This is a genomic window from Caballeronia terrestris (assembly GCF_001544515.1).
GTDB lineage: Bacteria > Pseudomonadota > Gammaproteobacteria > Burkholderiales > Burkholderiaceae > Caballeronia > Caballeronia terrestris.
Window position 1 is genome coordinate 72,317 of sequence record NZ_FCOL02000002.1, and the last position, 26,603, is coordinate 98,919.

At 64.3% G+C, this 26,603-nt stretch carries 25 protein-coding genes; 13 read left to right on the forward strand and 12 right to left on the reverse strand.

The genetic code is table 11. The features are described 5' to 3' along the window. Complete coding sequence (locus AWB67_RS02115; RefSeq protein WP_087654594.1) at positions 1 to 435, reverse strand: hypothetical protein; 435 nt, start codon at positions 433 to 435, stop codon at positions 1 to 3. Positions 436 to 768: 333 nt separating this feature from the next. Between AWB67_RS02115 and AWB67_RS02120 the strand changes: the two genes are divergently transcribed. Together AWB67_RS02120 and AWB67_RS02125 are read left to right on the forward strand one after the other, a co-directional pair. Beyond that, a complete protein-coding gene (locus AWB67_RS02120; protein ID WP_087654595.1) occupies positions 769 to 1,941 on the forward strand; it encodes an MFS transporter in 1,173 nt (390 codons plus the stop codon). Positions 1,942 to 2,059: 118 nt separating this feature from the next. Further along, complete coding sequence (locus tag AWB67_RS02125; RefSeq protein ID WP_087654596.1) at positions 2,060 to 3,238, forward strand: MFS transporter; 1,179 nt, start codon at positions 2,060 to 2,062, stop codon at positions 3,236 to 3,238. A 355-nt stretch (positions 3,239 to 3,593) separates the two neighbouring features. On the opposite strand, the gene fahA is transcribed toward AWB67_RS02125, so the two are convergent. After that, a complete protein-coding gene (fahA, locus tag AWB67_RS02130) occupies positions 3,594 to 4,898 on the reverse strand; it encodes a fumarylacetoacetase (RefSeq protein WP_200822151.1) in 1,305 nt (434 codons plus the stop codon). Further along, complete coding sequence (gene hmgA / locus AWB67_RS02135; RefSeq protein ID WP_087654598.1) at positions 4,895 to 6,232, reverse strand: homogentisate 1,2-dioxygenase; 1,338 nt, start codon at positions 6,230 to 6,232, stop codon at positions 4,895 to 4,897. The genes fahA and hmgA overlap by 4 nt, the downstream gene beginning before the upstream one ends. A gap of 231 nt (positions 6,233 to 6,463) precedes the next feature. On the opposite strand from hmgA, the gene AWB67_RS02140 reads away from it, so the two are divergent. From AWB67_RS02140 to AWB67_RS02170, 7 genes are all read left to right on the forward strand, one after another. Continuing rightward, positions 6,464 to 7,285, forward strand: a complete 822-nt coding sequence (locus AWB67_RS02140; protein WP_087654599.1) for an EAL domain-containing protein — start codon at positions 6,464 to 6,466, stop codon at positions 7,283 to 7,285. A 243-nt stretch (positions 7,286 to 7,528) separates the two neighbouring features. Next, entirely contained in the window at positions 7,529 to 8,920 is a 1,392-nt protein-coding gene (gene dalD / locus AWB67_RS02145) for a D-arabinitol 4-dehydrogenase (RefSeq protein ID WP_087654802.1), read from the forward strand. A 108-nt stretch (positions 8,921 to 9,028) separates the two neighbouring features. Further along, positions 9,029 to 10,510 carry a xylulokinase gene (gene xylB / locus AWB67_RS02150; protein WP_087654803.1) on the forward strand — a complete coding sequence of 494 codons (1,482 nt, stop codon included), beginning with the start codon at positions 9,029 to 9,031 and terminating at the stop codon, positions 10,508 to 10,510. Positions 10,511 to 10,639: 129 nt separating this feature from the next. Next, positions 10,640 to 11,587: a sugar-binding transcriptional regulator gene (locus AWB67_RS02155; protein ID WP_087654600.1), complete on the forward strand. Its 948-nt coding sequence runs from the start codon at positions 10,640 to 10,642 to the stop codon at positions 11,585 to 11,587. Between the two features lie 171 nt (positions 11,588 to 11,758). Continuing rightward, on the forward strand, positions 11,759 to 13,291 hold the full coding sequence (locus AWB67_RS02160) for a catalase (RefSeq protein WP_087654804.1): 1,533 nt from the start codon (positions 11,759 to 11,761) through the stop codon (positions 13,289 to 13,291). Position 13,292: 1 nt separating this feature from the next. Further along, positions 13,293 to 13,508: a hypothetical protein gene (locus tag AWB67_RS02165; protein WP_087654601.1), complete on the forward strand. Its 216-nt coding sequence runs from the start codon at positions 13,293 to 13,295 to the stop codon at positions 13,506 to 13,508. An 18-nt stretch (positions 13,509 to 13,526) separates the two neighbouring features. Next, positions 13,527 to 13,976, forward strand: coding sequence for an ankyrin repeat domain-containing protein (locus AWB67_RS02170; protein ID WP_087654602.1), 450 nt, complete (start codon positions 13,527 to 13,529; stop codon positions 13,974 to 13,976). 31 nt (positions 13,977 to 14,007) lie between these two features. Here the strand turns inward: AWB67_RS02170 and AWB67_RS02175 are convergent, their stop codons facing one another. From AWB67_RS02175 to AWB67_RS02200, 6 genes are all read right to left on the reverse strand, one after another. Further along, positions 14,008 to 15,129, reverse strand: coding sequence for an ABC transporter ATP-binding protein (locus tag AWB67_RS02175; protein ID WP_087654603.1), 1,122 nt, complete (start codon positions 15,127 to 15,129; stop codon positions 14,008 to 14,010). 51 nt (positions 15,130 to 15,180) lie between these two features. After that, complete coding sequence (locus AWB67_RS02180) at positions 15,181 to 15,849, reverse strand: HAD family hydrolase (RefSeq protein WP_087654805.1); 669 nt, start codon at positions 15,847 to 15,849, stop codon at positions 15,181 to 15,183. Positions 15,850 to 15,913: 64 nt separating this feature from the next. Continuing rightward, positions 15,914 to 16,762: a carbohydrate ABC transporter permease gene (locus AWB67_RS02185; RefSeq protein ID WP_087654604.1), complete on the reverse strand. Its 849-nt coding sequence runs from the start codon at positions 16,760 to 16,762 to the stop codon at positions 15,914 to 15,916. Beyond that, positions 16,759 to 17,694: a carbohydrate ABC transporter permease gene (locus AWB67_RS02190; RefSeq protein WP_087654605.1), complete on the reverse strand. Its 936-nt coding sequence runs from the start codon at positions 17,692 to 17,694 to the stop codon at positions 16,759 to 16,761. The genes AWB67_RS02185 and AWB67_RS02190 overlap by 4 nt, the downstream gene beginning before the upstream one ends. A gap of 94 nt (positions 17,695 to 17,788) precedes the next feature. Next, positions 17,789 to 19,147 carry an ABC transporter substrate-binding protein gene (locus AWB67_RS02195; protein ID WP_087654606.1) on the reverse strand — a complete coding sequence of 453 codons (1,359 nt, stop codon included), beginning with the start codon at positions 19,145 to 19,147 and terminating at the stop codon, positions 17,789 to 17,791. 159 nt (positions 19,148 to 19,306) lie between these two features. Then, on the reverse strand, positions 19,307 to 20,080 hold the full coding sequence (locus AWB67_RS02200) for an L-iditol 2-dehydrogenase (protein ID WP_087654607.1): 774 nt from the start codon (positions 20,078 to 20,080) through the stop codon (positions 19,307 to 19,309). A gap of 301 nt (positions 20,081 to 20,381) precedes the next feature. On the opposite strand from AWB67_RS02200, the gene AWB67_RS02205 reads away from it, so the two are divergent. Genes AWB67_RS02205 through AWB67_RS02220 form a run of 4 tightly spaced genes read left to right on the forward strand, consistent with a single transcriptional unit; the run spans position 20,382 to position 23,445 of the window. Then, a complete protein-coding gene (locus AWB67_RS02205; protein WP_087654608.1) occupies positions 20,382 to 20,840 on the forward strand; it encodes a Fur family transcriptional regulator in 459 nt (152 codons plus the stop codon). A gap of 43 nt (positions 20,841 to 20,883) precedes the next feature. Next, positions 20,884 to 21,768: a metal ABC transporter solute-binding protein gene (locus AWB67_RS02210; protein WP_087654609.1), complete on the forward strand. Its 885-nt coding sequence runs from the start codon at positions 20,884 to 20,886 to the stop codon at positions 21,766 to 21,768. Then, on the forward strand, positions 21,756 to 22,670 hold the full coding sequence (locus AWB67_RS02215) for a metal ABC transporter ATP-binding protein (protein ID WP_200822152.1): 915 nt from the start codon (positions 21,756 to 21,758) through the stop codon (positions 22,668 to 22,670). The genes AWB67_RS02210 and AWB67_RS02215 overlap by 13 nt, the downstream gene beginning before the upstream one ends. Continuing rightward, positions 22,663 to 23,445, forward strand: coding sequence for a metal ABC transporter permease (locus AWB67_RS02220; RefSeq protein ID WP_087654611.1), 783 nt, complete (start codon positions 22,663 to 22,665; stop codon positions 23,443 to 23,445). The genes AWB67_RS02215 and AWB67_RS02220 overlap by 8 nt, the downstream gene beginning before the upstream one ends. Before the next feature lie 20 nt (positions 23,446 to 23,465). On the opposite strand, the gene AWB67_RS02225 is transcribed toward AWB67_RS02220, so the two are convergent. The 3 genes from AWB67_RS02225 to AWB67_RS02235 all read right to left on the reverse strand — a co-directional run bounded on the left by AWB67_RS02225 (position 23,466) and on the right by AWB67_RS02235 (position 26,590). Continuing rightward, positions 23,466 to 24,551 (reverse strand): IS630 family transposase, encoded by a 1,086-nt coding sequence (locus AWB67_RS02225; RefSeq protein ID WP_087654612.1) that lies wholly within the window; start codon positions 24,549 to 24,551, stop codon positions 23,466 to 23,468. 69 nt (positions 24,552 to 24,620) lie between these two features. Beyond that, the gene (gene fghA / locus AWB67_RS02230; protein ID WP_087654613.1) at positions 24,621 to 25,469 is read right to left on the reverse strand and encodes an S-formylglutathione hydrolase; all 849 of its coding nucleotides are present in this window, start codon (positions 25,467 to 25,469) and stop codon (positions 24,621 to 24,623) included. A 14-nt stretch (positions 25,470 to 25,483) separates the two neighbouring features. After that, complete coding sequence (locus tag AWB67_RS02235; RefSeq protein WP_087654614.1) at positions 25,484 to 26,590, reverse strand: S-(hydroxymethyl)glutathione dehydrogenase/class III alcohol dehydrogenase; 1,107 nt, start codon at positions 26,588 to 26,590, stop codon at positions 25,484 to 25,486. Between the last annotated feature and the right edge of the window lie 13 nt (positions 26,591 to 26,603).

The window sequence follows — 26,603 nt, forward strand, 5'->3', positions numbered from 1 at the left end:
TCAGTGGTAAATCGTCTTCGATGACGTGAGCTTCGTCAGCTTGCCGCGCTGGAACTTGTACCAGCCGTCCGTACTTTTGAGCACGGCTTCGTCCGGCTGCCAGTACACGCCGACGAGTTTCAGCCGTCGCCCGATTTTCTCGACCACCGGCGGATTCCGGCGAAAGTCGTAAAGCACGAGATCGTCGCCCGTCTCGACGATCATCCGCGCGACGGTTTCGCGCGGTCCGGAGGTGTCATCGAAATGACGCAGTCGGCTCGCTTTCACTCGATCGAACTCGCGTCCGTCGATCTGCGCGATCTGTGCGCCATCGTTAGAGACGAACTGCAGCGCGCCACCCGAAGTCGCGATCGGCCCGGCCGCGCTGCTCTGCGCATGCGCCGCACCGCTCAAAATGAGGGCCGCTAATCCAATCCACCATCGACGACCGGCCATAAAACCGCCTCTTTGGGAAAGGACGCCTTCAACCGAAAGACGCGGCATTTCTCCAACACCTTGAATGCGCAACGTTCCCGATTTTGTCGTCTCATAATTAAAAGAACCATTCATAGCGAGGGAATCGGCGGAAAGACTTCTGCATCATCCCGGGCTTTCGAGGTGATAACGCTTCACGCGAAAGCCGTGCCCAGACCAGATGAATTAGGGTTTCCACCAGCACGCGCTGCGACCCTTCGGTACAATTCAAGCCTTCACTCGCCGCTGACGCCTGCGTCATTCACTCCGAAAACGCGCGCCGCAACGAGACTTCCCGCCGCCTCCGCTCCCGCCATGCCCTTGCCTCTTCTCGCTCTCGCTATTGCCGCGTTCGGCATCGGCACGACCGAATTCGTCATCATGGGCCTTCTGCCCAACGTCGCCCGCGACCTCGATGTCTCGATTCCCGCCGCCGGCATGCTCGTCTCCGGCTACGCGCTCGGCGTGACGATCGGCGCGCCGATCCTCGCGATCGTCACCGCAAAAATGCCGCGCAAGAAGGCGCTGATGAGCCTGATCGGTGTGTTCATCGTCGGTAATCTGCTGTGCGCGATCGCGCCGGGCTACTGGATTTTGATGGGCGCGCGCATCGTGACGGCGTTCTGCCACGGCGCGTTCTTCGGCATCGGCTCGGTGGTCGCCGCCGATCTCGTCGCGCCGAACCGCCGCGCACAGGCGATCGCGCTGATGTTTACCGGCCTCACGCTCGCGAACGTGCTCGGCGTGCCGCTCGGCACCGCGCTCGGCCAGGCGGCCGGCTGGCGCGCGACGTTCTGGGTCGTGACGGTGATCGGCCTCGTCGCCGCAGGCGCACTCGCTGTCTGCCTGCCGAAACATATCGAGATGCGCGAAACCAGCATCCTGCGCGAATTCGACGTGCTCAAGAACCCGCAAGTGCTGATGGTGCTCGGCATCAGCGTGCTGGCGTCGGCGAGTCTCTTCTCGGTGTTCACCTACATCACGCCGATCCTCGAGGACGTCACCGGTTTCTCGCCGCACGCGGTCACGCTCGTGCTGCTGCTGTTCGGGCTCGGGCTGACGGTCGGGAGCACGCTCGGCGGCAAGCTCGCCGACTGGAAGGTGCTGCGCTCGCTGCTGTCGTTTTTGCTCGCGATCGTCGTGATCCTCACGATCTTTGCCGCGACGATGCATTCGCCGGTCCCCGCGATGGTCACGATTTTCCTGTGGGGCGTGCTCGCGTTCGCGATCGTGCCGCCGCTGCAGATCCTGATCGTGAACCGCGCGAGCGATGCGCCAAATCTCGCCTCGACGCTCAATCAGGGCGCGTTCAACCTCGGCAACGCGACGGGCGCGTGGCTCGGCGGGATGGCGATTGGTGCGGGTGCGCCGCTTACGTCGCTGCCGTGGGTCGGCGTGCTGATGGCGTGTGGAGCGTTCGGGTTGACGCTGCTGTCGGCGTCGATGGAAAGGCGGTCGCGGCGATCGGCGATTGGGCAGGCGGCTTGACCTGATCTCGCGCCTCGCGCACCCCGGTCGCGACCACGCGATCGAAAAGGCACAATCACGGCTTTCCAGCCACACGCGCTGCTGGCGATACGCTCGCCACTAGCACGCGCGTTCTTCGATGAAACGCATTCTCTCGCGTGATTTTCTTGCACTGATATTGAGCGTAGCGGTGGTCGGGCTCGGCCTCGGCGCGACGCTGCCGCTCACCGCGCTCGCGCTGACGCAAGCCGGCTACGGCACCGACGTCGTCGGCCTGATGACGGCTATGCAGGCGGGCGGTGGCCTCGCCGTCGTGCCGCTCGCGAGCCGTGTCGCGACGCGGTTCGGCGCGCGGGAGACGATCGTCGGCACGGTGCTCTTGGTCGCGGGCGCGACGGTATTGATGCAGTTCACCGTCAACCTGTGGCTCTGGGCCGTGCTGCGCTTTCTGTGCGGGGCGGCGCTGATGCTGCTGTTCACGATCGGCGAAGCATGGGTCACGCAACTCGCCGACGATTCCACGCGGGGACGCGTCGTCGCGATCTACGCGACCAATTTCACGCTGTTCCAGATGGCGGGGCCAGTGCTGGTGAGTTTTATCGGCGACTGGCAGGCAGGGCGCTTTGCTTTATGCGGCGCGATTTTTCTGTTCGCGCTGCCCGCGCTCGCGCTGATCCGCGCCGCGCCGCCTATGCACGAATCGCACGAATCGCAAGACGCGCCCGCAAACTGGCGGCACGTTCTGCCGCGGATGCCGGCGATCATCGTCGGCACCGGGTTTTTTGCGCTGTTCGATACGCTCGCGCTCTCGCTGATGCCGCTTTTCGCGATGTCGCACGGGGTATCGCCGGAGGTGGCGGTACTGTTCGCCTCGGCGCTCCTCCTCGGTGACACGACGATGCAGTTCCCGATCGGCTGGCTCGCCGATCATGTCGGGCGCAGACGCGTGCATATCGGCGCGGCGGTGGTCGTCGTGGCGTTGCTGCCGCTTTTGCCGTGGGCGGCGGCGCGGCCGTGGGTCTGCTGGCCGTTGCTGTATGTGATCGGTGCGGCGGCGGGGAGCATCTACACGCTGTCGCTGGTCGCGTGCGGGGAGCGGTTTCGCGGTGCGGCGCTCGTCTCGGCGACGTCGCTCGTCGGCGGATCGTGGAGTATCGCAAGCTTCGGCGGGCCGATGATCGCGGGCGCGCTGATGCGGCAGAGCGGCCCGAACGCGCTGATCGCGGTGCTGGTGGCGAGCGCCGCTGCGTTTCTGTTCGCGGCGGGGTGGGAAGCGCGCTCGGAGCGCGCTCGAGACACGGTGGCCCGAATGCGCTGATCCCGGGGTGGCGGGATGCATCGCCGCGTATCTACTCGGGGCAGCGCGGGAATGGCGCGCGGAGCGCGCGCGAGACAGGGCGGCCCGCATGCGCTGGCCCCGCCCGAGGTGGCCGGATGCATCGTCGCGCTTTTGCTCGCGGCGGGCTGAGAATCGCGCTCGGAGCGCGCTTGAGACAGAGCGGAATGCGCTGATCCCGGAAAGCGGGAGCGCCGCCGCGCTTCTGCTCGCGGCGGGTCGACGTATGCCCGGCCGCGTTCGGGGCGCGTTGTAAACATTCAAATGTCGGGCGGTTTAACCCATTTGGCGGTTCTTGCCGTCCGGCGAGCTTAATCAGCCGAGCCGCGCCGACCTCTCACTTCGCCGCCGCACGCCGCGCCGCCAGAATTTGCCCGGCGCACTGCCCGAAGCCGATCCGATAGCCGTCGCCCTGGCACCATCCGGCGAGGGTCAATTCATCGCCGTCTTCGATAAACCCGCGCTCGCCGCCCTCGTCCAGGGCAAGCGGCCGCTGTCCGTTCCACGTGCTTTCCAGCAAACTCCCGCAGGAATCCGGCGTCGGACCGCTGATCGTGCCCGAGCCCATCAAGTCGCCCACGCGCGTGTTGCACCCCGCGACCGTGTGATGCGCGAGTTGCTGCGCCATCGACCAGTACATCAGCTTGAAATTGGTCCGCGAAATGCGCGTCGCCTTCGACGCCCCTTCCGGCCGCAACGTCACTTCCAGCTCGATATCGAACGCGTGATCGCCGTCGTGGCGCAGGTACGCGAGCGGCTGCGGTTCCTGCGGCGGCGTCGCGGTGCGAAACGGTTCGAGCGCGTCGAGCGTCACGATCCACGGCGAGATCGTCGTCGCGAAACCCTTTGAATTGAATGGCCCGAGCGGCACGTATTCCCACTGCTGGATGTCGCGCGCGCTCCAGTCATTGAGCAGAACCATCCCGAAAATATGCTGCTCCGCGTCGTTACAGGCAATCGGGTCGCCGAGTGCATTCCCCGCGCCGACGATGAACCCCATCTCCAGTTCGATATCCAGCTTGCGGCACGCGCTGAACACCGGCCGCTCGTCGTTCGGCAGCTTGATCTGGCCGTTCGGACGACGCACCGGCGTACCGCTCACGATCACCGACGACGCCCGCCCGTTGTACCCGATCGGCATCTCCGACCAGTTCGGCAACAGCGCGTTCTTCGGATCGCGGAACATGCAGCCGACGTTCGTCGCGTGCTCCTTTGACGAATAGAAGTCGGTATAGCCGGGAATCTCGACCGGCAGATGCAGCGTCGCGTTCGATTGCGGCACGAGCGCGCGCTGGCGCAAGGCGGCATCGTCGCGCAGCGTGGGGTTGTCGTGCGCGAGCAGGCCGCTCAGCGCAATACGCACCTCGCGCCACGCGTCGCGCCCGAGCGCGATGAAGTCGTTTAGACGCGGCTTGCCGAAGACATCGGGCGTTTTCAAGAGCCCGGCCTGCTCCAGCGCTGCCAGATCGACGATCCATTCGCCGATCGCCACACCCGCGCGCCGCGCCGGGTTCGCGTCGTTGCTGAAGACGCCGAACGGCAGGTTCTGGATCGGGAAGTCGCTCGCCGGGTCGTTGGCGGAATCGATCCAGCTTTTGAGCGACGGGTTCAGGGTCGCCTGGAAGGGTGCGGGCGTGCTCATCGTTGCTCCGGGTTGAAATGTTTGGTGAGGCCTTGCCAGCACTCGTAGTAATGCGCCTGCAATTGCGCGGTTTCGAGCGCGAACTGCGTCGGCTTGATCAGCGTGCGGGTTTCGAACATGAACGCCATCGTGTCGCCGACCTTCGCCGGCTTCGACGTATCGCTCGCCGACGCCTTCTCGAACGTCCCGGCATCCGGACCGTGCCCCGACATGCAGTTGTGCAGGCTCGATCCGCCCGGCACGAAGCCTTCGGCCTTCGCGTCGTATTCGCCATGCACGAGGCCCATGAACTCGCTCGCGACGTTGCGATGGAACCAGGGCGGGCGGAACGTGTCCTCGGCGGCGAGCCAGCGCGGCGGGAAGATCACGAAGTCGATCGTATCGACGCCCGGCGTGTCGCTCACCGACTGCAGCACGAGGAAGATCGACGGATCGGGATGGTCGAAGCTGATCGAGCCGATGGTATTGAAGTGGCGCAGGTCGTACTTGTACGGCGCGTAGTTGCCGTGCCACGCGACGACGTCGAGTGGCGAGTGGCCGATGTCCGCGCGCCAGAGCACGCCGTTCATCTTCGCGACGAGTTCGAACGCGCCTTCGCGGTCCTCGTAGGCAGCTTGCGGCGTGAGGAAATCGCGCGGATTGGCGAGGCCGTTCGAGCCGATCGGGCCGAGATCCGGCAATTGCAGCAGCGCGCCGAAGTTCTCGCAGATATAGCCGCGCGCCTGATCGTCCGGCAGCGCGACGGAAAAGCGCACGCCGCGCGGGATCACCGCGATCTCGAACGGCGCGACGTCGAGCTTGCCCATTTCCGTAGAGATCGAAAGGCGCCCTTCCTGCGGCAGGATCAGCAATTCACCGTCGGCGCTGTAGAAGAAGCGGTCCTTCATCGAGCGGTTCGCCGCGTACAGGTGGATCGCGCATCCCGTCATCGATTCGGCCGCGCCGTTGCCGGCCATCGTCACCCAGCCGTCGACGAAATCGGTCGGCTCGGCGGGCATCGGCAGCGGGTCCCAGCGGAGCTGGTTCGGCGGCGTCGGCGGGACTTCGGCGAAATTCGCGACGAGTTTCGCGCGCGAGGCGTCGCCGGTCACCTGCGTGAACGGCATGTGGACAGCCGCCGGACGAATCCGATACAGCCACGAACGCCGGTTATGCGCGCGCGGCGCGGTGAACGCCGTGCCGGACAACTGCTCGGCGTAGAGGCCGTAAGGCGCGCGCTGCGGCGAGTTGCGGCCAATCGGCAGCGCGCCCGGAAGCGCCTCGGTGGCGAAGTCGTTGGCGAAGCCGGACTGATAGTGAAGGCTCGTGTCCGTATGGGTCTCGAACGTCGGCATGGTGTGATTCCTTCGATTGAATTCGCGGTCGTCGCGCGACGGCGCTTTTCGAGATACGCGACAGGATTTACGAATAGTAAAACCAATTACGTTTAGTTAAATCGTTGTAAACCCTAAGATGTGTATCGACGAGGCATATCAATATGTGAATATTGTGCAAAGCGCGGGATCGCGCGCTGCTACCATCGACGCATGCCGCATCGCGCCAAGCCCCCACGAGCCTTCTAATCCATGATTGCGCCGACTGTCCCCGACCTCGTCTCGAAAGCCGCCGAGCATCCGTTCCTCGGCGCGCACATCGCCCTGGGCGACGGCGAGCACGAGGGCACGGCGCTCGCGAAGTTCCATGGCGTCACGCTCGGGAGCGCCTACGAACCGATCTTCGACGTCGGCACGCACAGCTTTCCTCAGACGCTCACGGCGTCACCGGAAAGCGCCGAGCGTTTCGGCGACGAACTCGGCGTGCAGGCGCTGACGCTCCTGACCGACGGTCCGTCCTACGACCCCTTCGCGCAGATGAACGACGACCGCCAGCTTGTCGAGCTGGACCGGCTGTCGCGGGCGCTGCATGCGTTCAATTTTTTCGGAGCGCAGCGGCCGGGGCTGTTGTTTCTGCGGGTTCACGAGCGGCTGCTCAAAAGCGTGAAGTACGACCACGGACGGCATTTTTCATCGGTGCTGATCGACTTTGGGCTGAATCCGTCGCGGATCGTGATCGAGTTGCCCGCAGCGGCGGTCGCGCATAAGACTTTTCTCGGCTATCTGACGAAGAGCTATCAGCACTATGGCTTCAAGGTCGCGGGCAACCTGCCGAACGCAGGACAGATCATGTCGGTCTCGGAGATGGCGCGGCTCGATTTCATCAAGATGGATGCGGGCGCCGCGCTGCGCGATTCGGTCGTGAAGCATCTCGTCGGCTATGCGAACCGGCTCAGAATTCCCCTCATCTTCGACCACGTCACCGACGAAGCGCAGTTCGACGCGCTCCAGCAGTTCGACGTGCGCTTCGTGCAAGGCCCGGTGTTCGACGCGCATCCGGTCAATTCGCGCTGACATTGTCGTTGTGCGCTGCAGCGTCGACCACTTTCCTTTCCATCAAGCCATAACGTTCCCTCAGCGCGATTCCCTGCCGCATCGCAGCGTATAAGCCGCTGTCACGCGCCTTGACTTTCCACGATCCGGATACGATCATTCGCTCACAACGAGAGCAATTGATCGCGGCTGACACTAATGGCCGCGTCGACGCAAAAACAGCGGACGTCATCGAGCGCACGCTTCCATTCAGAGGACGACAACATGACTAGCGAACGCAATGCGGCCGCCGATGTGATCCTGCACATCGGCGCGGGATCGTTTCATCGTGCGCATCAGGCGTGGTATCTGCACCGGCTGATCGAATCCGGCGACACGCGCTGGTCGCTCTCCGTCGGCAACATTCGCGGCGACATGAACGCGGTGCTCGAAGCGCTTGCCTCGCAGAGCGGCGAGTACACGCTCGAAACGGTGACGCCGCAAGGCGAACGCGCTTACGAGCGCGTCAAGTCGATCACGAAGGTTGTGCCGTGGGCCGCCGATCTCGACGCGCTGGTCGAAGCGGGCGCGGCGCCGGAATGCAAGATCGTGTCGTTCACGGTCACCGAAGGCGGCTATTACCTCGACGAGCACGACAAGCTCGACACGGCCAACCCGGATATCGCAGCCGATCTGAAAGGCGGACGCACGACGATCTACGGTGCGCTCGCCGCGATCCTCGATGCGCGCGCGAAGCAGAACGCAGGCAAAGTCACGCTGCAGAACTGCGACAACCTGCGCAGCAACGGCGACCGCTTCAAGGCCGGCATGCTCGAATTCCTGCAACTACGAGGCGAGTCGGCCGTGCGCGACTGGATGATCGCGAACACGTCGTGTCCGAATTCGATGGTCGATCGCATCACGCCGCGCCCGACGCCCGACGTGCGGGATCGCGTGAAAGCCGCCACCGGTGTCGACGACCAGGCGCCCGTGATGGGCGAGGCGTTCATCCAGTGGGTGATCGAGGATCACTTCTGCGCGGGGAGGCCGGCTTGGGAGAAGGTCGGCGCGGAGCTGGTCGAATCGGTGCTTCCTTACGAGGAGGCCAAGATCCGCATTTTGAACGCGAGCCATAGCTGCATCGCGTGGGCGGGGACGCTCGCCGGTCTGCAATATATCCACGAAGGCACACTCGATCCGGAGATACGCGCGCTCGCCGAGGCTTATGTGACGGAAGACGTGATTCCGTGCCTCACGCCGAGCCCGCTCGATCTCGCGAAGTATCGCGACGTCGTGCTCGACCGCTTCAGCAATCCCTATATTCAGGACACGAACCAGCGCGTCGCCGCCGATGGCTTTTCGAAGCTGCCCGGCTTCATTGCGCCGACCCTCTCGGAATGCTTCGCGCGACAAGTCGATCCGAACGCGACGGCCGTCCTCCCCGCGCTCTTCTTCCGCTTCCTCGAACGCTGGCACGAGGGCAAGCTGCCTTACACCTATCAGGACGGCGTGATGGACCCGGCCGTCGCGCACGGCTTCTTCACGTCGTCCGATCCGCTGAAGGCGTTCGCCAGCGACAAGCTCCTGTGGGGCAGCATGGCCGCGAGCGACGCGCTCGAACGCGTGCTGCGCGCGGCTGTAGCGCGGGTCGACGGGTGGCTCGAAAAGCGCGCCTAAGATTTCGCTCACGAGCGCTCCGTTCTTCTGCTCATGGCGCAAGAGCGGGCGCGGCGCTACATTAGCGGCTCCCGGCTTCCGCCAACGCCTTCGACCAAAGGTTCGTTCATGTATCTGGGTATCGACCTCGGCACATCCGAAGTAAAAGTCCTGCTGCTCGCAAGCGACGGCAGCGTCATCGGCACGGCGGGCACGCCGTTCACCGTCTCGCGGCCGAAGCCGCGCTGGGCGGAACAGAATCCGCTCGACTGGTGGGAAGGCACGCGCACCGCGCTCTTCGCGCTGCGCGCCAAATTCCCCGACGAGTTCGCGCAAGTGCGCGGCATCGGCCTCTCCGGGCAGATGCACGGCGCCGTGCTCCTCGATTCGAGCGACCGCGTGCTGCGCCCCGCGATCCTCTGGAACGACATGCGCAGCGACAAGGAATGCGCCGAACTCACCGAACGCGCGCCGGAGTTGCATCGCATCGCCGGGAATCTGGCGATGCCGGGCTTCACCGCGCCGAAGCTGCTCTGGGTCGCGCACAACGAGCCCGAGATCTTCAAACAGACCGCGTGCGTGCTGCTGCCGAAGGATTATCTGCGGCTGCATCTGACGGGCACCAAGGTCTCCGATCCGTCCGATGCGGCCGGCACGCTCTGGCTGGACGTCGCGCGCCGCGACTGGTCCGACGAACTGCTCGCCGCCTGCGACATGACGCGCGCGCAGATGCCCGCGCTTGCCGAAGGCAGCGAGCCGTCTGGCACGCTTCGACCCGAACTCGCGCGCGAACTGGGATTGCGAGAGGGCGTGGTCGTCGCGGCGGGCGGCGGCGACAACGCGGCGAGCGCGATCGGTATCGGCGCGACCGAACCGGGCGATGGCTTTTTGTCGCTCGGGACGTCGGGCGTGCTGTGCGTCGTCGGCGACCGCTTCCGGCCGAATCCGGCGTCGGCGGTGCATGCGTTCTGCCACGCGATTCCGGATCGCTGGCATCAGATGAGCGTGATTCTGTCGGCGGCGAGCTGCCTGCGCTGGGTCTGCAAGCTCACCTCCACCGACGAACCGACGCTGCTTGCCGAAGTCGCCGAACTCAAGCCCGAATCGACCGCGATCGCCCCGCTCTTCCTGCCGTATCTGAGCGGCGAGCGCACGCCGCACAACGATCCGTTCGCGCAAGGCGTGTTTTTCGGCATGACGCACGCGACCGATCGCGCGCTGCTCGGCTACTCGGTGCTCGAAGGCGTGACGCTCGCGCTCACCGACGGCCTCGACGCGCTGCGCTCGGGCGGCACGGAGGCGCACGCGCTCTCGCTGCTCGGCGGCGGCGCGCGAAGCGCATACTGGGGCCAGATGTTCGCCGACGCTTTCGATACGACCACGCGCACGCACGGCGGCGGTGAAACCGGCGCGGCGCTCGGCGCGGCGCGGCTCGGATGGCTCGCGGCCGGCGGCGATCCCGCGACGGTGCTCGCAAAACCGCCTGTCAAGGACGAATTCATCCCGAATCAGGAGCGTCACGAACTGTTGCGCCAGCGTCTGAAAGGCTTCCGCGAGTTGTATCAGCACGTGCGGCCGCTCTTCGATCCGGCGCGGCCCCGGCTCGCCTGACGCACGCGGCAAGTGTAGGCAAGTTTGGAAATGGCCGCCATTTCAGGGCGGCCGACCGGCAATACAGAGGCACAATAACGAGACAACGCGTGCTACGGCACAGCGAGCGCAACGATAACGACCACCACCGTGCCCAAGTCCAACGAAAAACTCGATCTCGCCACGCGAGCCGCCTGGCTTTACTACGTCGCGGGCAACACCCAGAACGAGATCGCCGAGAAACTCCAGATCTCGCGGCCGGTGGCCCAGCGGCTCGTCGCGTTCGCGGTCGAGAAGAACCTGATCCGCGTGCGCGTCGATCACCGGATCGCCGATTGCCTGGCGCTGGCCGCGCAATTGTCGAAGCGCTACGGGCTGTCGATGTGCGAGGTCGTGCCCATCGACGGAGATACCACCGAGCAGGTCGACCGCAAGCTGGCCGTGGCGGGCGCGCAGGTGATGGAGCGCTTTCTCGTCGACGAGAAGCCGCTCGTCGTGTCGATCAGCAGCGGGCGCACGCTCAAGGCCGTCGTCGCGCAGATCGGGCAACTGGAGCGGCCGCAGCATCGGCTGGTTTCGATGGTCGGCGCGATCGCTCACGACGGGTCGTCGAACCGATATGACGTCGCGCAGCATCTTTCCGAGAAAACGGGCGGCAAGCACTTCATGCTGCCCGCGCCGCTCATGGCCGACAGCGAAGCCGAGCGCGCGCAGTGGTGCAACCACCGGCTGTATCGCATCGTCGATGCGCTCGCGCAGAAGGCCGATGTCGCGTTCGTCGGGATCGGAAACGTGGGGATCAACTGTCCGCTGCACGAGGACGGGTTCATTACGTCGGCCGAGGTGGAGGAGTTGATGCAGGCGGGCGCGGTGGCCGAACTGCTCGGGCTTCCGATCGATGCGGATGGCGCCAGCGTGAATTCGGAGACGGGGGCGCGTGTCACGAGCTTGCGGCTCGACGCGCCGCCGAAGCGCCCGACGATCGGGTTCGCCGGCGGGCAGAGGAAGCGCGAGGCGCTGATCGCGACGTTGAAGGGCAAGTGGCTGTCGGGCCTCGTCACCGACGAGTTGTGCGCGCGGGCCGCGCTCGAAGCGTAAAGCCATTTCTCGCCGCCGGATGCTCTTCCGGCGCATGGACCCCGCCCTGCTCGCGGCGGTCTATCTCAATGAAATAGTCTCCACCCCCCGCCTTAATAGTCTTACTTAATTAGACATCCTCATTCGTGTGATGGAATCATCCTAATCCCCAATAATAAGGATTCCGAAATGATGAGGATGCGGACAAAACTCTCCCAACTCGCCTGCGCGGTTGCCTTCTCGGCAGCAGCCTGTGGCTCGCTCAGCGCCGCCACCATTACGCGGGACAACGGCTCGCCAGTCGGCGACAATCAGAATTCACAAACGGCCGGCCCGAGCGGCCCCGTTCTCCTGCAGGATTCCCAACTGATCGAGAAGCTCCAGCGCTTCGACCGCGAACGCATTTCCGAGCGCGTCGTGCACGCACGCGGCACGAATGCATTCGGTTCGTTCGTGACGAGCGCGGACTTCTCCGACATCACGCGCGCCGACCTTTTCCGCGCAGGCAAGACCACGCCGGTGTTCGTGCGCTTTTCCACGGTCGCGGGCGCCTCGGGTACGCCGGAAACGCTGCGCGAGCCGCGCGGCTTCGCGGTGAAGTTCTACACGGAGCAGGGCAACTGGGATCTGGTGGGCATCAACTTCCCGATTTTCTTCATTCGCGACGCAATCAAGTTTCCCGATTTCATCCACTCGCAAAAGCCCGATCCGGTCACGAACGTCCAGGATCCGAACCGCACGTTCGACTTCTTCGCGCACGCGCCGGAAAGCACCGCCATGCTGACCTGGCTGTACTCGAACCGCGGCACGCCGGTTTCGTACCGCAAGATGGACGGCTTCGGAAATCACGCGTTCAAGCTGGTCAACGCGAAGGGCGAAGTGCACTACGTCAAGTTTCACTGGAAGAGCCGCCAGGGCATCGAGAACCTGACGCCGGACCAGGTCCCGCAAATGATCGCGACGGACTGGAACTACCTGACGAACGATCTCTATGGCGCGCTCGGCAAGGGCGAGAACCCGCAGTGGGACCTGATGGTCCAGGTGCTGAAGCCGGACCAGATCGACCGTTTCGACTATGACGCGCTCGACGCTACCAAGGAATGGAAGGACGTGCCCGAACGCATGGTCGGCACGCTCACGCTGAACAAGGTCCCGGCCAACTTCTTCGAATCGACGGAGCAGTCCGCGTTTGCGCCTTCGCATCTGGTACCGGGCATCGAGCCGTCGGAAGACCGCATGTTGCAGGGCCGCCTCTTCTCGTACGCCGACACGCAGATCTACCGTCTCGGCGCGAACGGCATCAACCTGCCGATCAATCGTCCGCGCGTGCCCGTGACGAACAACAACGAGGGCGGTGGCGGCAGTGCGCTCAACCGCGCGGGCCGCACCGACTACGATCCCACGACGCTCGCCGACCTGAAGCAGGACCCGGCCTATCGCCTGATCGAAACGCCGCTCGCCGGCACCACGCAGCAGCGCGCGATCAAGAAGAAGCTGGAGTTCCGGCAGGCAGGCGAGCGTTACCGGTCGCTGTCGGCGGCGGGTCAGTCGGACCTCGTCGGCAACCTCGCGGGCGACCTGAAGCGGGTCCGCAACCAGGACAACCTGTACGCCGTGTTGTCGTATCTCTACAAGGCCGATCCGGAATTGGGATCGCGTGTGGCGAAAGACGCGAATGCCGACGTGGCGCGTGTCAAGCAACTCGCCGCCAAGCTCGAGGGCTGACATGAAGCGCTCGTCCGCCGATGGCCGCATCATGCGGCGACTCACGGGCGCGCAGCGCGCGGCGGCTGCGAGCCGCGCGCTGTTCACGGGCGCGGCGCTTGCCGTCGCCTGCGCGGCGCATGCCGCGCAGGCGGACGCTGCGGGCATGCCGGCACGGACGCCTGTATCGTCCGGGATCACGGATGCGCCGCAAGGCAATTCGCCCTATGATGCTTAATGGTTCGACGCGGCCCGAATGGGACGCCTCGACATCCTTCAGCTATTGATCGACGCCCGTCAGCCACTGGATGGCAAGAACGGCGGCGGTTACACCGCGCTCATGCTGAGCGCGTACCACGGCCATCGCGATGCCGTGGCGCTGCTCCTGAAAAATGGCGCCGACGCCTGCGTGGCCGACAGCCGCGGCAACACCGCGCTGATGGGCGCCATCTTCCAGGGTGAACTCGACGCCGCCCGAGCGCTGCTCGAATCGCCGTGCGACCTGAACTACGCGAACGCGTCAGGTGCGACGGCTATCGTCTTCGCAGTGCTGTTCGGCCGTATCGATTTCGTGCCGGAACTGCTGGCCCACGGCGCCGATGTGAATTTCACCGACCCTCGCGGCACCACCGCGGTCAATGTCGCGCAGTCGCAAGGAAATGCGCGCGCCGTCGAGGCGCTGAAGCGCTACGGCGCGAAGTACTAACGGGCGCCTGTAGCAACGTCAGCGGCAGCGCTCAAGCCGCCGACAACACCTCGATGATCTTCCGCTTGAACGCCTGCCCTTCCGCGTTGAACAGATGGCAATGCTCAGGCGTCGCGCCGAGCTTCAGCGTCTCGCCGCGCGCGTGCCGCTCCAGCGGCGGAATGCGCGCGATCAATCCATCCGGCGCAACCGGCGTCTCGGCGTACAGGTAAGCCGCGTCGCCGAGCGATTCGACTGCCATCGTCGTGCTCGACACGCCGTGCTCGATCGTCGCCGCCGTGCCCGCATGCAGATGCTCGCCCCGAATCCCGACGGTCACCGCATCGCCGACCTTCACCGGCCCCGGCTCGACAGCAACGAGTTGCGTCTCGCCGGTCGCGTACTTCACGAGCACACCGTCGGACATCACCTGCGTAACGGTGCCGTTCAAAAGGTTCATCTTCGGCGACCCGATGAACCCCGCCACGAACTTGTTCGCCGGCGCGTGATAAAGCTGGTTCGGCGTGCCTACCTGCTCGACGTTCCCCGCCGACAGCACGACGATCTTGTCCGCCAGCGTCATCGCTTCGACCTGATCGTGCGTCACGTAGATCATCGTCGTCTTGAGCTCGTCGTGCAGGCGCGCGAATTCGAGGCGCATCTTCACGCGCAGCGCGGCGTCGAGGTTCGAGAGCGGTTCGTCGAAGAGAAACACCTTGGGCTTGCGCGTAATCGCGCGCCCGATCGCCACCCGCTGGCGCTGCCCACCCGACAACTGCTTCGGCTTGCGGTCCAGCAAGTGATCGATGTGGAGGATCTTCGCCGCCTGCTTGACGGCGGCATCGATTGCGGGCTTTTTCTCGCCCGCGAGCTTCAGGCCGAACGCCATGTTGTCGTAGAGCGTCATGTGCGGATAGAGCGCGTACGACTGGAACACCATCGCGATGCCGCGCTTGGCGGGCGGCAGTTCGTTCACACGCGTGCCGTCGATCATCAGGTCGCCCGCGCTGATGTCCTCGAGGCCCGCGATCATGCGCATCAGCGTCGACTTGCCGCAGCCGCTCGGCCCGACGAACACGACGAACTCGCCGTCGTTGATGTCGAGGTTGACGCTCTTCATCACCTCGGTTTCTTCGTAACGCTTGTTGATGCCACGTAATGTCAGGCTAGCCATGATGTGTCTCCGTGCATCCGGTGCTGGATCGGGCCGATGGCCTTCCAGTCATTAACGAATTTCAAAGGTTGCGCTCTGCAGCCATTCGCCGACGAGCGCGGGCAGCCGCGTCATGTCGTCGAAGACGACGCTTGCGCCCACGCGCCGCAGCGCTTCGATTTGCCCTTCCGTCGCGTGCCCGCCGCCGATGAAGCCGAGCACCGCCATTCCCGCCGCCTTCGCCGCGGTGACGCCGGTCACGCTGTCCTCGACCACGAGGCAGTGTTCCGCCGACACGCGCAGCGTGCGCGCCGCCGCCAGGTACACGTCGGGCGCGGGCTTCGGGTTCGCGACCATGTCGGCGGTGAAGCGCCGTTCGCCGAAGAAGCGCACGAGGCCGGTGCGCTTCAACACGGTCTCGACGTATGGCGCGAAGCTGTTGCTCGCGCACGCCTTGCGCACGGGAATCGCAGCGAGCGCCTCGGCGATGCCCGCGACCGCCGGCGCCTGGACCGCCGCCGCTTCGACCGCGCGCCGGATCGAGTCGATCTGCGCGGCATCGATGGTGCGGTTGAGGGTTTCCGCCGTGCTGCCAAGCACCGCTTCGATCCGCAAGCCGAGCAGCGGCATCACGACCGGCTCGACATCGACGCCCGGCCACAGCGCATGCAGTTCCTCGATGAGCACGCGCGCCGCGACGGCTTCGCTGTCGATCAGGACGCCGTCGCAGTCGCAGATCATCAGGCGGTCGGCGACGTCGGGCGGGCTCGAGGCGAGGTTCAGGTTGAGGTTCACAAGCATCGCCTCACTTCACCGCGCCGAACGTCAGGCCACGCACGAGCTGCTTCTGCGACAGCCAGCCGACGATCAGGATCGGCGCGACCGCCAGCAGCGACGCCGCCGAGAGCTTCGCCCAGAACAAGCCCTCCGGACTCGAATAGGACGCGATGAACACCGTCAGCGGCGCGGCGTTCGACGACGACAAATTGATGCTCCAGAACGCCTCGTTCCACGAGAGGATCACGAGCAGCAGACCCGTCGATGCGAGCCCCGGCAACGCCATCGGCATCAGCAGGTAGACGATCTCCTGCCAGGTCGACGCGCCGTCGATGCGTCCCGCCTCCAGGATGTCGCGCGGCACTTCGTTGAAGTACGTGAACGCCATCCACACGGCAATCGGCAAGTTGATCAGCGTGTAGACGATGATGAGGCCCGTCACGGTGTCGAGCAGGCCGCTGTTCTTCCACAGCAGGTAGATCGGCACCAGCACGCCGACCGACGGCATCATCTTCGTCGAGAGCATCCACAGCAGCACTTTCTGCGTCTTCTTCGTCGGGAAGAAGGCCATCGCGTAGGCGCACGGCACCGCGAGCAACAGGCAGATCACGGTGACGCCGAGCGAGATCAGGATCGAATTCCACGCGAAGCCGAAGTAGTTGCTGCGCGCGAACACCTCGCGGAAGCTGTCGAGCGTCGGCGTGAAGAAGAGCGACGACGCATAGGCCTGCTGCTCGGTCTTGAACGCCGTGATGGTCATCCAGAAGATCGGGAAGAACAGCAGGATCGCGAAGAACCACGCGAAGATGCCGGGCAGGACGCGCTTGACCGTATCGAGGACAGGCACGGACGTGGTTGCGGTAACGGGATGGCTCATGAGTCGTACTCCCCTTTGAGGTTTTTCGCGAGCATCCGCACGAGGAAAAACGCGACGATGTTCGCCAGCACGACCGCGAGAATGCCGCCAGCGGACGCGAGGCCGACGTCGAATTGCTGCAGGCCGAGCGCGTAGATCAGGTACGACAGGTTGGTCGTCGCCGTGCCTGGGCCGCCGCCGGTGGTCGTGTAGATTTCAGCGAAGATCGACAGCAGGAAAATGGTTTCCATCATCACCACGACCGCAATCGCGCGTTTCAAATGCGGCAGTGTAATGAAGAAGAACATTGCGAATGGACCCGCGCCGTCGATGCGCGCCGCTTCCTTCTGCTCCTGGTCGAGCGACTGAATCGCCGTGAAGAGGATCAGGAACGCGAACGGCAGCCACTGCCACGCGACGATCATGATCACCGCGAAGAGCGGATACTCGGCGAACCAGTCGATCGGCTGCATGCCGAGCGCGAGCATGCCCTGCGCAATCAGACCGTAGACCGGATGCAGGATCATGTTCTTCCAGATCAGCGCGCTAACGGTCGGCATCACGAAGAACGGCGCGATCACCAGAAGCCGCGCGATGCCCTGCCCGATGAACTTGCGGTCAAAAAGCACCGCGAGCAGCACGCCGCCGATCACCGTGATCGCAAGCACGGAGCCGATCAGCGTCAGCGTGTGGCCGATGGACGGGCCGAACGCGGGATCAGTAGCGAGGAAGTGATAGTTGTCGAAGCCCGCGAAGCCCTTGACATCGGGATTGAGCAGGTTGTAGCGCGAGAACGAATACCAGATCGTCATCGCGAGCGGGATCGCCATCCACAGGAACAGCAGGCCGGTCGACGGACTGATAAGCCAGCGGACCGACTTCGCGCGGCGCTTGTCGCGTTCCGCCGCGGACTCGGCGTAGTGCTCGGTCAGCGGGGGATTCAGTTGACTCATGATCGTGTCACCTCTCTGAAGCGCGGGCCGCGCCGCGTTCACCAGCCGCGCGGCCCGCTTTACTGCGATGGGTTACAGCGCCTGCATCCTTGCCTTACTTCTGATACCCCGCCTGCTTGACCGCGCGATCGGCGGCGGCGTTGCCGGCCTTGAGCGCGGCATCGACGTTGGTCTGCCCGGCGACCACGCCCGCGATCGACTGCCCGACGACTGTGCCGAACGACTGGAACTCGGGGATGCCGACGAACTGGATGCCGCTATACGGCACCTTCTTCAGCGACGAATCGTTCGGATCGGCGGATTCGATCGCCTTCAGCACGAAGTCGCCGAACGGTGCAGCCTGCTTGTACTCGGGGCGCGCGTAGGTCGATTTGCGCGTGCCCGGCGGCACCGACGCCCAGCCTTCGTCCTTGCCAACCATCTCGATGTACTGCTTGCTCGTCGCCCACGTGACGAACTTCTTCGCGGCGTCCTGCGACTTCGACGTCTTCGGGATCGCGAGCGACCACGACCACAGCCAGTGCGAGCCCTTCGGCGTCACGGCGACAGGCGCCGCCGCGAAGCCGATCTTGTCGGCCACCTGCGATTGCGACTTGTTGTAGAGCATGCCGGCAGCGACCGTCGCGTCGATCCACATCGCGCATTTCCCCGACGACATCAGCGTCAGGTTCTCGTTGAAGCCGTTCGAGCTGGCTCCCGGAGGGCCGTCGCTCTTCAGCAGGTCCGCGTAGAAGCCGACCGCCTTGTGCCACTCGGGCGTGTCGAGCTGGGCCTTCCAGTTCTCGTCGAACCAGCGGCCGCCGAACGTGTTCACGACCGTCGATACGAACGCCATGTTCTCGCCCCAGCCCGCCTTGCCGCGCAGGCAGATGCCGTACTGTCCTTTCGACTTGTCGGTGAGCTTGTCGGCGAACTGCTTGATCTGGTCGTAGGTCGGCTGGTCGGGCATTTTGAGGCCCGCGGCCTGGAAAAGGTCCTTGCGGTAATACGTCATCGAGCTTTCGACATAGAACGGCAGCGCGTACAACTGGCCGTTGTAGGAGAGGCCGTCGCGTGCGGTCTTCACGACGTCTTCGAGATCGTAGTCGGCGGGCAGGTTCGTCATCGGGATGAGCCAGCCGCGCTTGCCCCACTGCGGCGCCTCATATGTGCCGATCGCCATCACGTCGAACTGGCCGCTGTTGGTCGTGATGTCGGTCGTCGCGCGCTGGCGCAGCACGTTCTCTTCCAGGATCACCCATTTCAACTGGATGTCGGGATTCGCCTTCTCGAACGCCGGCGAAAGCTTCTTCAGCTCGATCATGTCCGGGTTGTTGAGCGTGGCGATCGTAACGGTGGCGGCGTGCGATGCCACCGGCGCAAGCGCGGCAGCGGAGAACGCGGCAAGGGCGAGCGTGCGTGCAGCCGATGCGCGGAGGGGCTGGACTCGTAGGTTGAGGGGGGCGCGTTTCATGTTGTTTCGTCTCCTTTTTCGTGAGCACGGCACTCGTGCTGCGTGGCTTGCTGATTGTTGGTGTGATGCGCTTCCTGCGATATCTGCGCCAATCCAATATAGACGGCGCCCGATGGCATTTAAGTGACCGTTGTGAAGTGACCGGACCTGAGCGTGCGCTCAGCTCATCCAGTTGCCACCGTCGACATTCAATGTCTGCGCGGTGATGTAATCCGAATCCACCGATGCGAGGAAGAGCGCCGCGCCCGTCAGGTCAGCAGGCAGGCCCATGCGGCCGAGCGGCACTTCCTCGCCCACGAGCCGCTTCTTCTCGCCGAGCGGCCGGTTCTCGTACTTCGCGAAGAGTGCGTCAACCTGCTCCCACATCGGCGTATCGACGACGCCCGGCGCGATGCCGTTCACGTTGATGCGTTCCTTCGCGAGCGCGAGCGCCGCCGACTGCGTATAGCTGATGACGGCGGCCTTCGTCGCGCAATAGTGCGAGACAAGCGACTCGCCGCGCCGGCCCGCCTGCGACGCCATGTTGATGATCTTGCCGCCGCGGCCCTGCTCGACCATGCGAAGTGCCACCGCCTGCATCAGGAAGAACATGCCCTTCACGTTGACCGCGTAAAGGCGGTCGTAGACGTCCCAGGATTCGTCGAGGATCGGGCGCATGTCGAAGAGCGCCGCGTTGTTCAAGAGGATGTCGATACCGCCGAAGCGCTCGACCGTCGAATCGGCGATGCGCTGGATGTCTTCGCGCTTCGTCACGTCTGCGCGCAGAGCCAGCACACGGTCCGCGGTCGCGGTGTAACGCTGTGCGAGTTCGCCCTCGTCCTTCACGTCGACGACGACGACTTTCGCGCCTTCGTCGAGATACCGCTTCGCTACCGCCTCGCCGATGCCGCTCGCGGCGCCAGTGATGATCGCTACCTTGTCTTGCAGTTTCAAGGCTGTCTCCGGGTTCGTTTTCCGCTTCGCCGCCCTGAGCGAACGCTCTGCGTGCGAACAATTGCTCTCTCTTTGATCGAATGATCGGCGACGCATCGAGCGCTGTCAAGGCGCGTTGCGATCTTTCGATGCTGCGCCGCGCCATGCGGCCCGACTCCGGGAAAACCCCTGCCGGCGCGGTTGACAGCGAAATCGAAGGGAATTGAAATGCGTGCAGTCGATTGGAAATCGGATGAGCAAAAGGCAGTGATACGTTATATCATCTCGTAAATTTCCGAATCACGAAAACCCGCGAGAACCCATGTCCGCGTCATACGAACACATGCTGTCCCGCGCCGAAGCGCTCGCCGCCGAACGCGGCATTGCGCTCACGCCATTGAGGCGCCAGGTCTACGAACTCGTCCTCCGCGCGCAAAAGCCGATCGGCGCCTACGACCTGATCGACGCGATGGAGCCGCATCGGGGCGGCCGCGTGCCGCCCACGACGATCTATCGCGCGCTCGACTTTCTCGTCGAGAACGGCTTCGTGCACCGGATCGCCTCGAAGAACGCGTTCTTCGCGTGCTGCGACGTCGGCCAGCCGCACGAAAGCCAGTTCCTCATCTGCGACGAATGCGGCGCGACGCTCGAAATCCCCGGCGACGAACTCGCCTCCACGCTCTCCGCGAGCGCACCTGCGCACGGCTTCGAGGTACGCCATCAGGTCGTCGAATTGAGCGGCCTGTGCAGCGAGTGCCAGCACAAGCAACGCGACTCTTGACCCTTCCGACAACGATCCCAAGAACAATCCGGTCGATACGAACATGAAGAACATCCTGATGGCCGCCGCGCTTTTGCTCGGCTTGTGCAGCGTTGTCGTGGCGCAAAGTCAAACTCAACCTCAACGCATCGCCGTGGTCGCGGCAGAGAACTTCTACGCCGATGTCGTGAAGCAGTTGGGCGGCGACCGCGTGCAGGTGACGAGCATCCTCAACAATCCCGACGAAGACCCGCATCTCTTCGAAGCCAGCCCGAAGACGGCGCGCGCGTTGCAGCACGCGGCGCTCGTCGTCTACAACGGTGCCGACTACGATCCGTGGATGGACAAGCTGCTCGCGGTATCGAAGGGTGAGAAGCGCACGACGATCGTTGTCGCCCAACTCGTCGGCAAGAAGTCCGGCGACAACCCGCATCTCTGGTACGACCCGGCGACGATGCCCGTCGTCGCGAAGGCCGTGAGCCGCTATCTCGTTGAGGCCGATCCGGCGCACAAGAGCGACTACGACGCGCGTCTTTCGACCTTCCTCGCGTCGATGAAGACGATCGACAACCGCGTCGCCGTGCTCAATTCGCACTACAAGGGCGTGCCCGTGACCGCGACCGAGCCGGTCTTCGGCTACATGGCGGACGCGATCGGCTTCGAAATGCGCAACCAGCGCTTCCAGCTCGCCGCGATGAACGAGACCGAACCCAGCGCCGCCGATATCGCCGCCTTTGAAAAAGACCTGCGCGAACGCCGCGTGCACGTGCTGATCTACAACAGCCAGGCGACGGAAGCGCTCACGAAGCGCATGCTCAAGCTCTCGAAGGACTGGCGCGTGCCGAGCGTGAGCGTCACCGAGACGCTGCCCGCCGGCAAGACCTATCAGCAATGGATGACTTCCCAGCTCGACGCCCTGTCCGGCGCGCTGCAAGGATGGCAACGATGAGCGGTGCTTCTGACAACGCGATCGAAGTCGAGCACGTCACGCTCGAACTCGGGGGGCGCGCGATCCTCAACCATGCGAGCTTCACCGTGCGCACGGGCGAGTTCATCGGCGTGCTCGGGCCGAACGGCGCGGGCAAGACCACGCTGATGCGCGCGCTGCTCGGGCTTTTGCCGCTCTCGGGCGGGTCGATCCGCGTGGGCGGCGAGGCGGTCGTGCGCGGCAATCCGTCGATCGGGTATATGCCGCAGATTCGCAGCGGCCTAGCGGGCCGGCGTGTGCGCGGTCGCGATTTCGTCACGATGGCCGCCGATGGTCACCGCTGGGGTGTGCCGCACGCGGGAGCCGCGATCCGCGCGGACGTCGATCGCGTGCTCGATCTCGTCGATGCTCATGCGTTGGCGGCGCGGCCATTGTCAGAGCTGTCGGGCGGCGAGCGGCAGCGGCTTCTGCTTGCGCAGTGCCTGCTCGGCAACCCGAAGGTACTGCTGCTCGACGAACCGCTCATCAGCCTCGATCCGCGGCATCAGACGGGCGTGGTCGATCTCGTGCGGCGCGTGCAGCGCGAGCTCAACATCACCGTGCTGTTTTCAGCGCACGAGCTCAACCCGCTCCTCAATTCGCTCGATCGCGTGCTGTATCTCGGCAACGGGCGCGCGGCGCTCGGCACCGTCGATGAAGTCATCACTAAGCCGGTGCTCTCGCAACTCTACGGCTCACCGATCGACGTCATGCGCGTGAACGGCCGCATCTTCGTGATGTCAGGCGACGTCGAGATCGACAAGCTCGATCACGCGCACGAAGAAGGCGACGATGGCCACGAGCATGAACATGAGCACGATCACGGGCATGACCACGGACACGATCACGCTCACAAGGCCAAAGGAAAGCACACCCATGTTTGAATACGACTTCATGGTGAATGCGTTCGCGGCGTCGGGGATCGTCGCGGTGCTGGCGGGGATCGTCGGGTACTTTCTCGTGCTGCGCGGGCAGACCTTCGCCGGTCACGCGCTCTCGCACGTCGGCTTTACCGGCGCGACGGGCGCGGTGCTGGTCGGCGTGTCGCCGCTCTGGGGCATGGTCGGCTTCACGCTCGCGGCGGGCGTCGGCATGGGCGCGCTCGGCGAAAAGCTGTCGGGACGCGATGTCGCGATCGGCGTGATCTTGTCGCTGTCGTTGGGTCTCGGGCTGCTGTTCCTGCACTTCTTCACCGCCTACGCGACGCAGGCCACCGCCCTTCTTTTCGGCAACGTGCTCGGCGTGAGCCACGAGACGCTCGCCGTGCTGGCGGGGCTCGCGGTTGTGAGCCTCGTCGCGCTCGCGGCGATCATGCGGCCGCTGCTGTTCGCTTCGCTGCAGCCTGAATTGGCAGAAGCGAAGGGCGTGTCGCTGCGTTTCGTGTCGGTGCTGTTCCTGTCGATCACGGCGCTCGCGGTGGCGGCGTGCACGCAGATCGTCGGCGTGCTGCTCGTGTTCGCGCTGATGGTCGGACCGGCCGCGGCCGCGCAGAACGTGACGACGCGGCTCTGGACCGGGCTCCTGCTCGCCGCCGTGTTCGCGTTGGGGCAAGCGTGGGCGGGACTCACGCTCGCCTACTACACCGACTGGCCGACGAGCTTCTGGATCACGATGCTCGCGGCGCTGGTCTATGGCGGGAGTCTGGTGACGCGCCGGTGAGCGTCTGCTAGTGGTCTGCGTCAAACGGATTGCATCTTATTCAGCTTGGCCCTGGCACGCGTCACTTTCGCGAGGATGTCGGAAGCCTTTGCTGTCCAGATGAACGGTTTCGGATGACGATTGTGCTTCTGCACGTACTGTTCGATCGTGCCGATCAATTCGGGTACCGAGTGGAACGCCGCACGTCGCAACTGGTTCTCTGACAAGTCACGAAAGAAGCGTTCAACCATGTTGAGCCAAGAGGCACTGGTGGGCGTGAAATGCATGTGGAACCGCGGGTGCTTGGCGAGCCACGCCTGCACCTCCGGGTGCTTATGGGTTGCATAGTTGTCAGCGATCAAATGCAGCTCTTTGTTCTTAGGCGTATTGCAATCGATCTGGCGCAAGAAGCTCAGCCACTCCTGGTGACGATGTTTTGCCTGGCACTGGCCAATGACACTGCCATCGAGCGTGTTCATCGCGGCAAACAGTGTGGTTACACCATTGCGCTTGTAATCGTGCGTCATCGTTTGACCGCGACCTCGCTTCAGCGGCAATCCGGGCTGGGTCCGGTCAAGCGCCTGGATCTGGCACTTCTCATCGCAGCACAAGACCAAGGCGTGCTCCGGGGGATCGAGATACAGCCCGACGATGTCCTCGAGTTTCTCGGCGAAGTGCTTGTCGTTTGATACCTTGAAGCTCTCTAACCGATGCGGCTTAAGGCCGTGCGCTTGCCAGATGCGCCGCACGCTCGCCGCACTTACACCGGCCACCGCCGCCATGCTGCGTGTGCTCCAATGCGTGGCGTTATCCGGACGCTGCTGCGTCGTCAGCGCCACGACGGTCTTGACCTTGCGCGCGGAGATCTTCGGCTTGCGCCCGGGTCGAGTCTCATCCCGTTCGATCCCCGTCACCCCGTCAGCGATAAAGCGACCACGCCAGCGCGCCACCGTGCCTCGCCAGATAGCAAGGTCTGCACCGATCTCTTTGTCTGTCTTGCCCTGTGCTGCGAGCAAAATCATCTTGGCGCGCTCGGCCAGTCGAACCGGAATCGTTCGGCCAGTAGCCCACGTCTCTAACTGTTTGCGCTGTGCTTCGCTTAACTCAACTTTCGCCGCGATTCTCATGAGTTCTCCCTCCATGCAAATGGAGACTCACAAATCGTCATTAAGTTGCATTACTTGTGACGCACTGCACTAGGCGCACAAGACCCGCGCGTGATGCGCGATGTGCTCGCCGACGAAGGTCGAAATGAAGTAGTACCCGTGGTCGTAGCCTTCGTGCCGGCGCAGCGTCAACTTCTGCCCGGCTTCAGCGGCGGCCGCTTCGAACACCTCGGGAAAAAGCTGCTCGGCGAGAAACTGATCGGCGAGTCCCTGATCGATCAGGATGCCCTCAGCAAAACGCCCCGCCGAAGCGCTCTTCACCAGTTCGCTCGCGTCGTACTGCCTCCACGCTTCGCGGTCGTCGCCGAGATAGCCTGAGAACGCCTTCACGCCCCACGGACAGCGCGAAGGCGCGGCAATCGGCGCGAACGCCGACACCGATCGATACACCTCCGGATTGCGCAGCGCGAGCACGAGCGCGCCGTGACCGCCCATCGAATGCCCGAAGATGCCGAGCCGGTCGCCGTTCACCGGCAGCTCCGCAAGCACCGCTTCGCGCAAGTCCTGCGTCACGTACGAATACATCCGATAGTGCTTCGACCACGGTTCCCGCGTCGCATCGACGTAAAAGCCTGCGCCCACGCCGAAGTCCCACGCGGCGCTTTCGTCCGGCACGTTCGCGCCGCGCGGACTTGTATCGGGCGAGATCAGCGCGATGCCGTGCTCCGCGGCGTAGCGCTGTGCACCGGCCTTGATCGCGAACGTCTCTTCGGTGCAGGTCAAGCCAGCCAGATAGAACAGCGCCGGCACTTTCCCCGACGATGCCTCTTCCGGCAGAAACACCGAAAAGCGCATCGGCAGACCGATCGACTTCGAATCGTGCCGATAGGTCCGCTGCACGCCGCCCCACGAGCGATGTTCTTCCACGAGTTCAAGCATCGTCGCAGTCTCCGTTAGTACAGCACGACCGAGCGGATCGACTCGCCCTTCTTCATCAGATCGAAGCCTTCGTTGATGCGTTCGAGCGGCAGATGGTGCGTGATGAGATCGTCGATGTTGATCTTGCCTTCCATGTACCAGTCGACGATCTTCGGCACGTCGGTGCGTCCGCGCGCGCCGCCGAACGCCGAGCCTTTCCACTCGCGGCCCGTGACGAGCTGAAACGGCCGCGTCGAGATTTCCTCGCCCGCCGCCGCCACACCGATGATGAACGACTGCCCCCAGCCCTTGTGCGTGCATTCGAGCGCCTGGCGCATCAGCTTCACGTTGCCGACGCATTCGAACGAATAGTCGGCGCCCCCATCGGTGAGTTGCACGATGTGGTCGACGACGTTCTCCACTTCCTTCGGGTTGATGAAGTGCGTCATGCCGAACTTCTTCGCGAGTTCGACGCGCCCCGGATTGATATCGACGCCGATGATCTTGTCCGCGCCGACCATCTTCGCGCCCTGAATCACGTTGAGCCCAATGCCGCCGAGCCCGAACACGACCACGTTCGCACCCGCCTCGACCTTCGCCGAATACACGACCGCGCCGACGCCCGTCGTCACGCCGCAGCCGATGTAGCAGATCTTGTCGAACGGCGCGTCCTCACGCACTTTCGCGACCGCGATCTCGGGAACGACGATGTAGTTCGAAAACGTCGACGTGCCCATGTAGTGAAAGAGCGGCTTGCCGTCGAGCGAAAAGCGCGAGGTTGCATCGGGCATGAGGCCGCGGCCTTGCGTCGAGCGGATCGCCTGACAGAGGTTCGTCTTGCGCGACAGGCAGAACTTGCACTGGCGGCACTCCGGCGTATAGAGCGGAATGACGTGATCGCCCTTCTTCAGCGTGCCGACGCCCGGCCCCACGTCGACGATCACGCCCGCGCCTTCGTGCCCGAGGATCGCCGGGAAAATCCCCTCGGGATCAGCGCCCGAGAGCGTGTAGTAATCGGTGTGGCAGATGCCCGTCGCCTTCACCTCGATCAGCACCTCGCCGGCGCGCGGCCCTTCGAGATCGACCTCTTCGATCGTCAGCGGCTTGCCTGCTTCCCATGCGATGGCGGCTTTGGTTTTCATCGTTGCGTTCCTC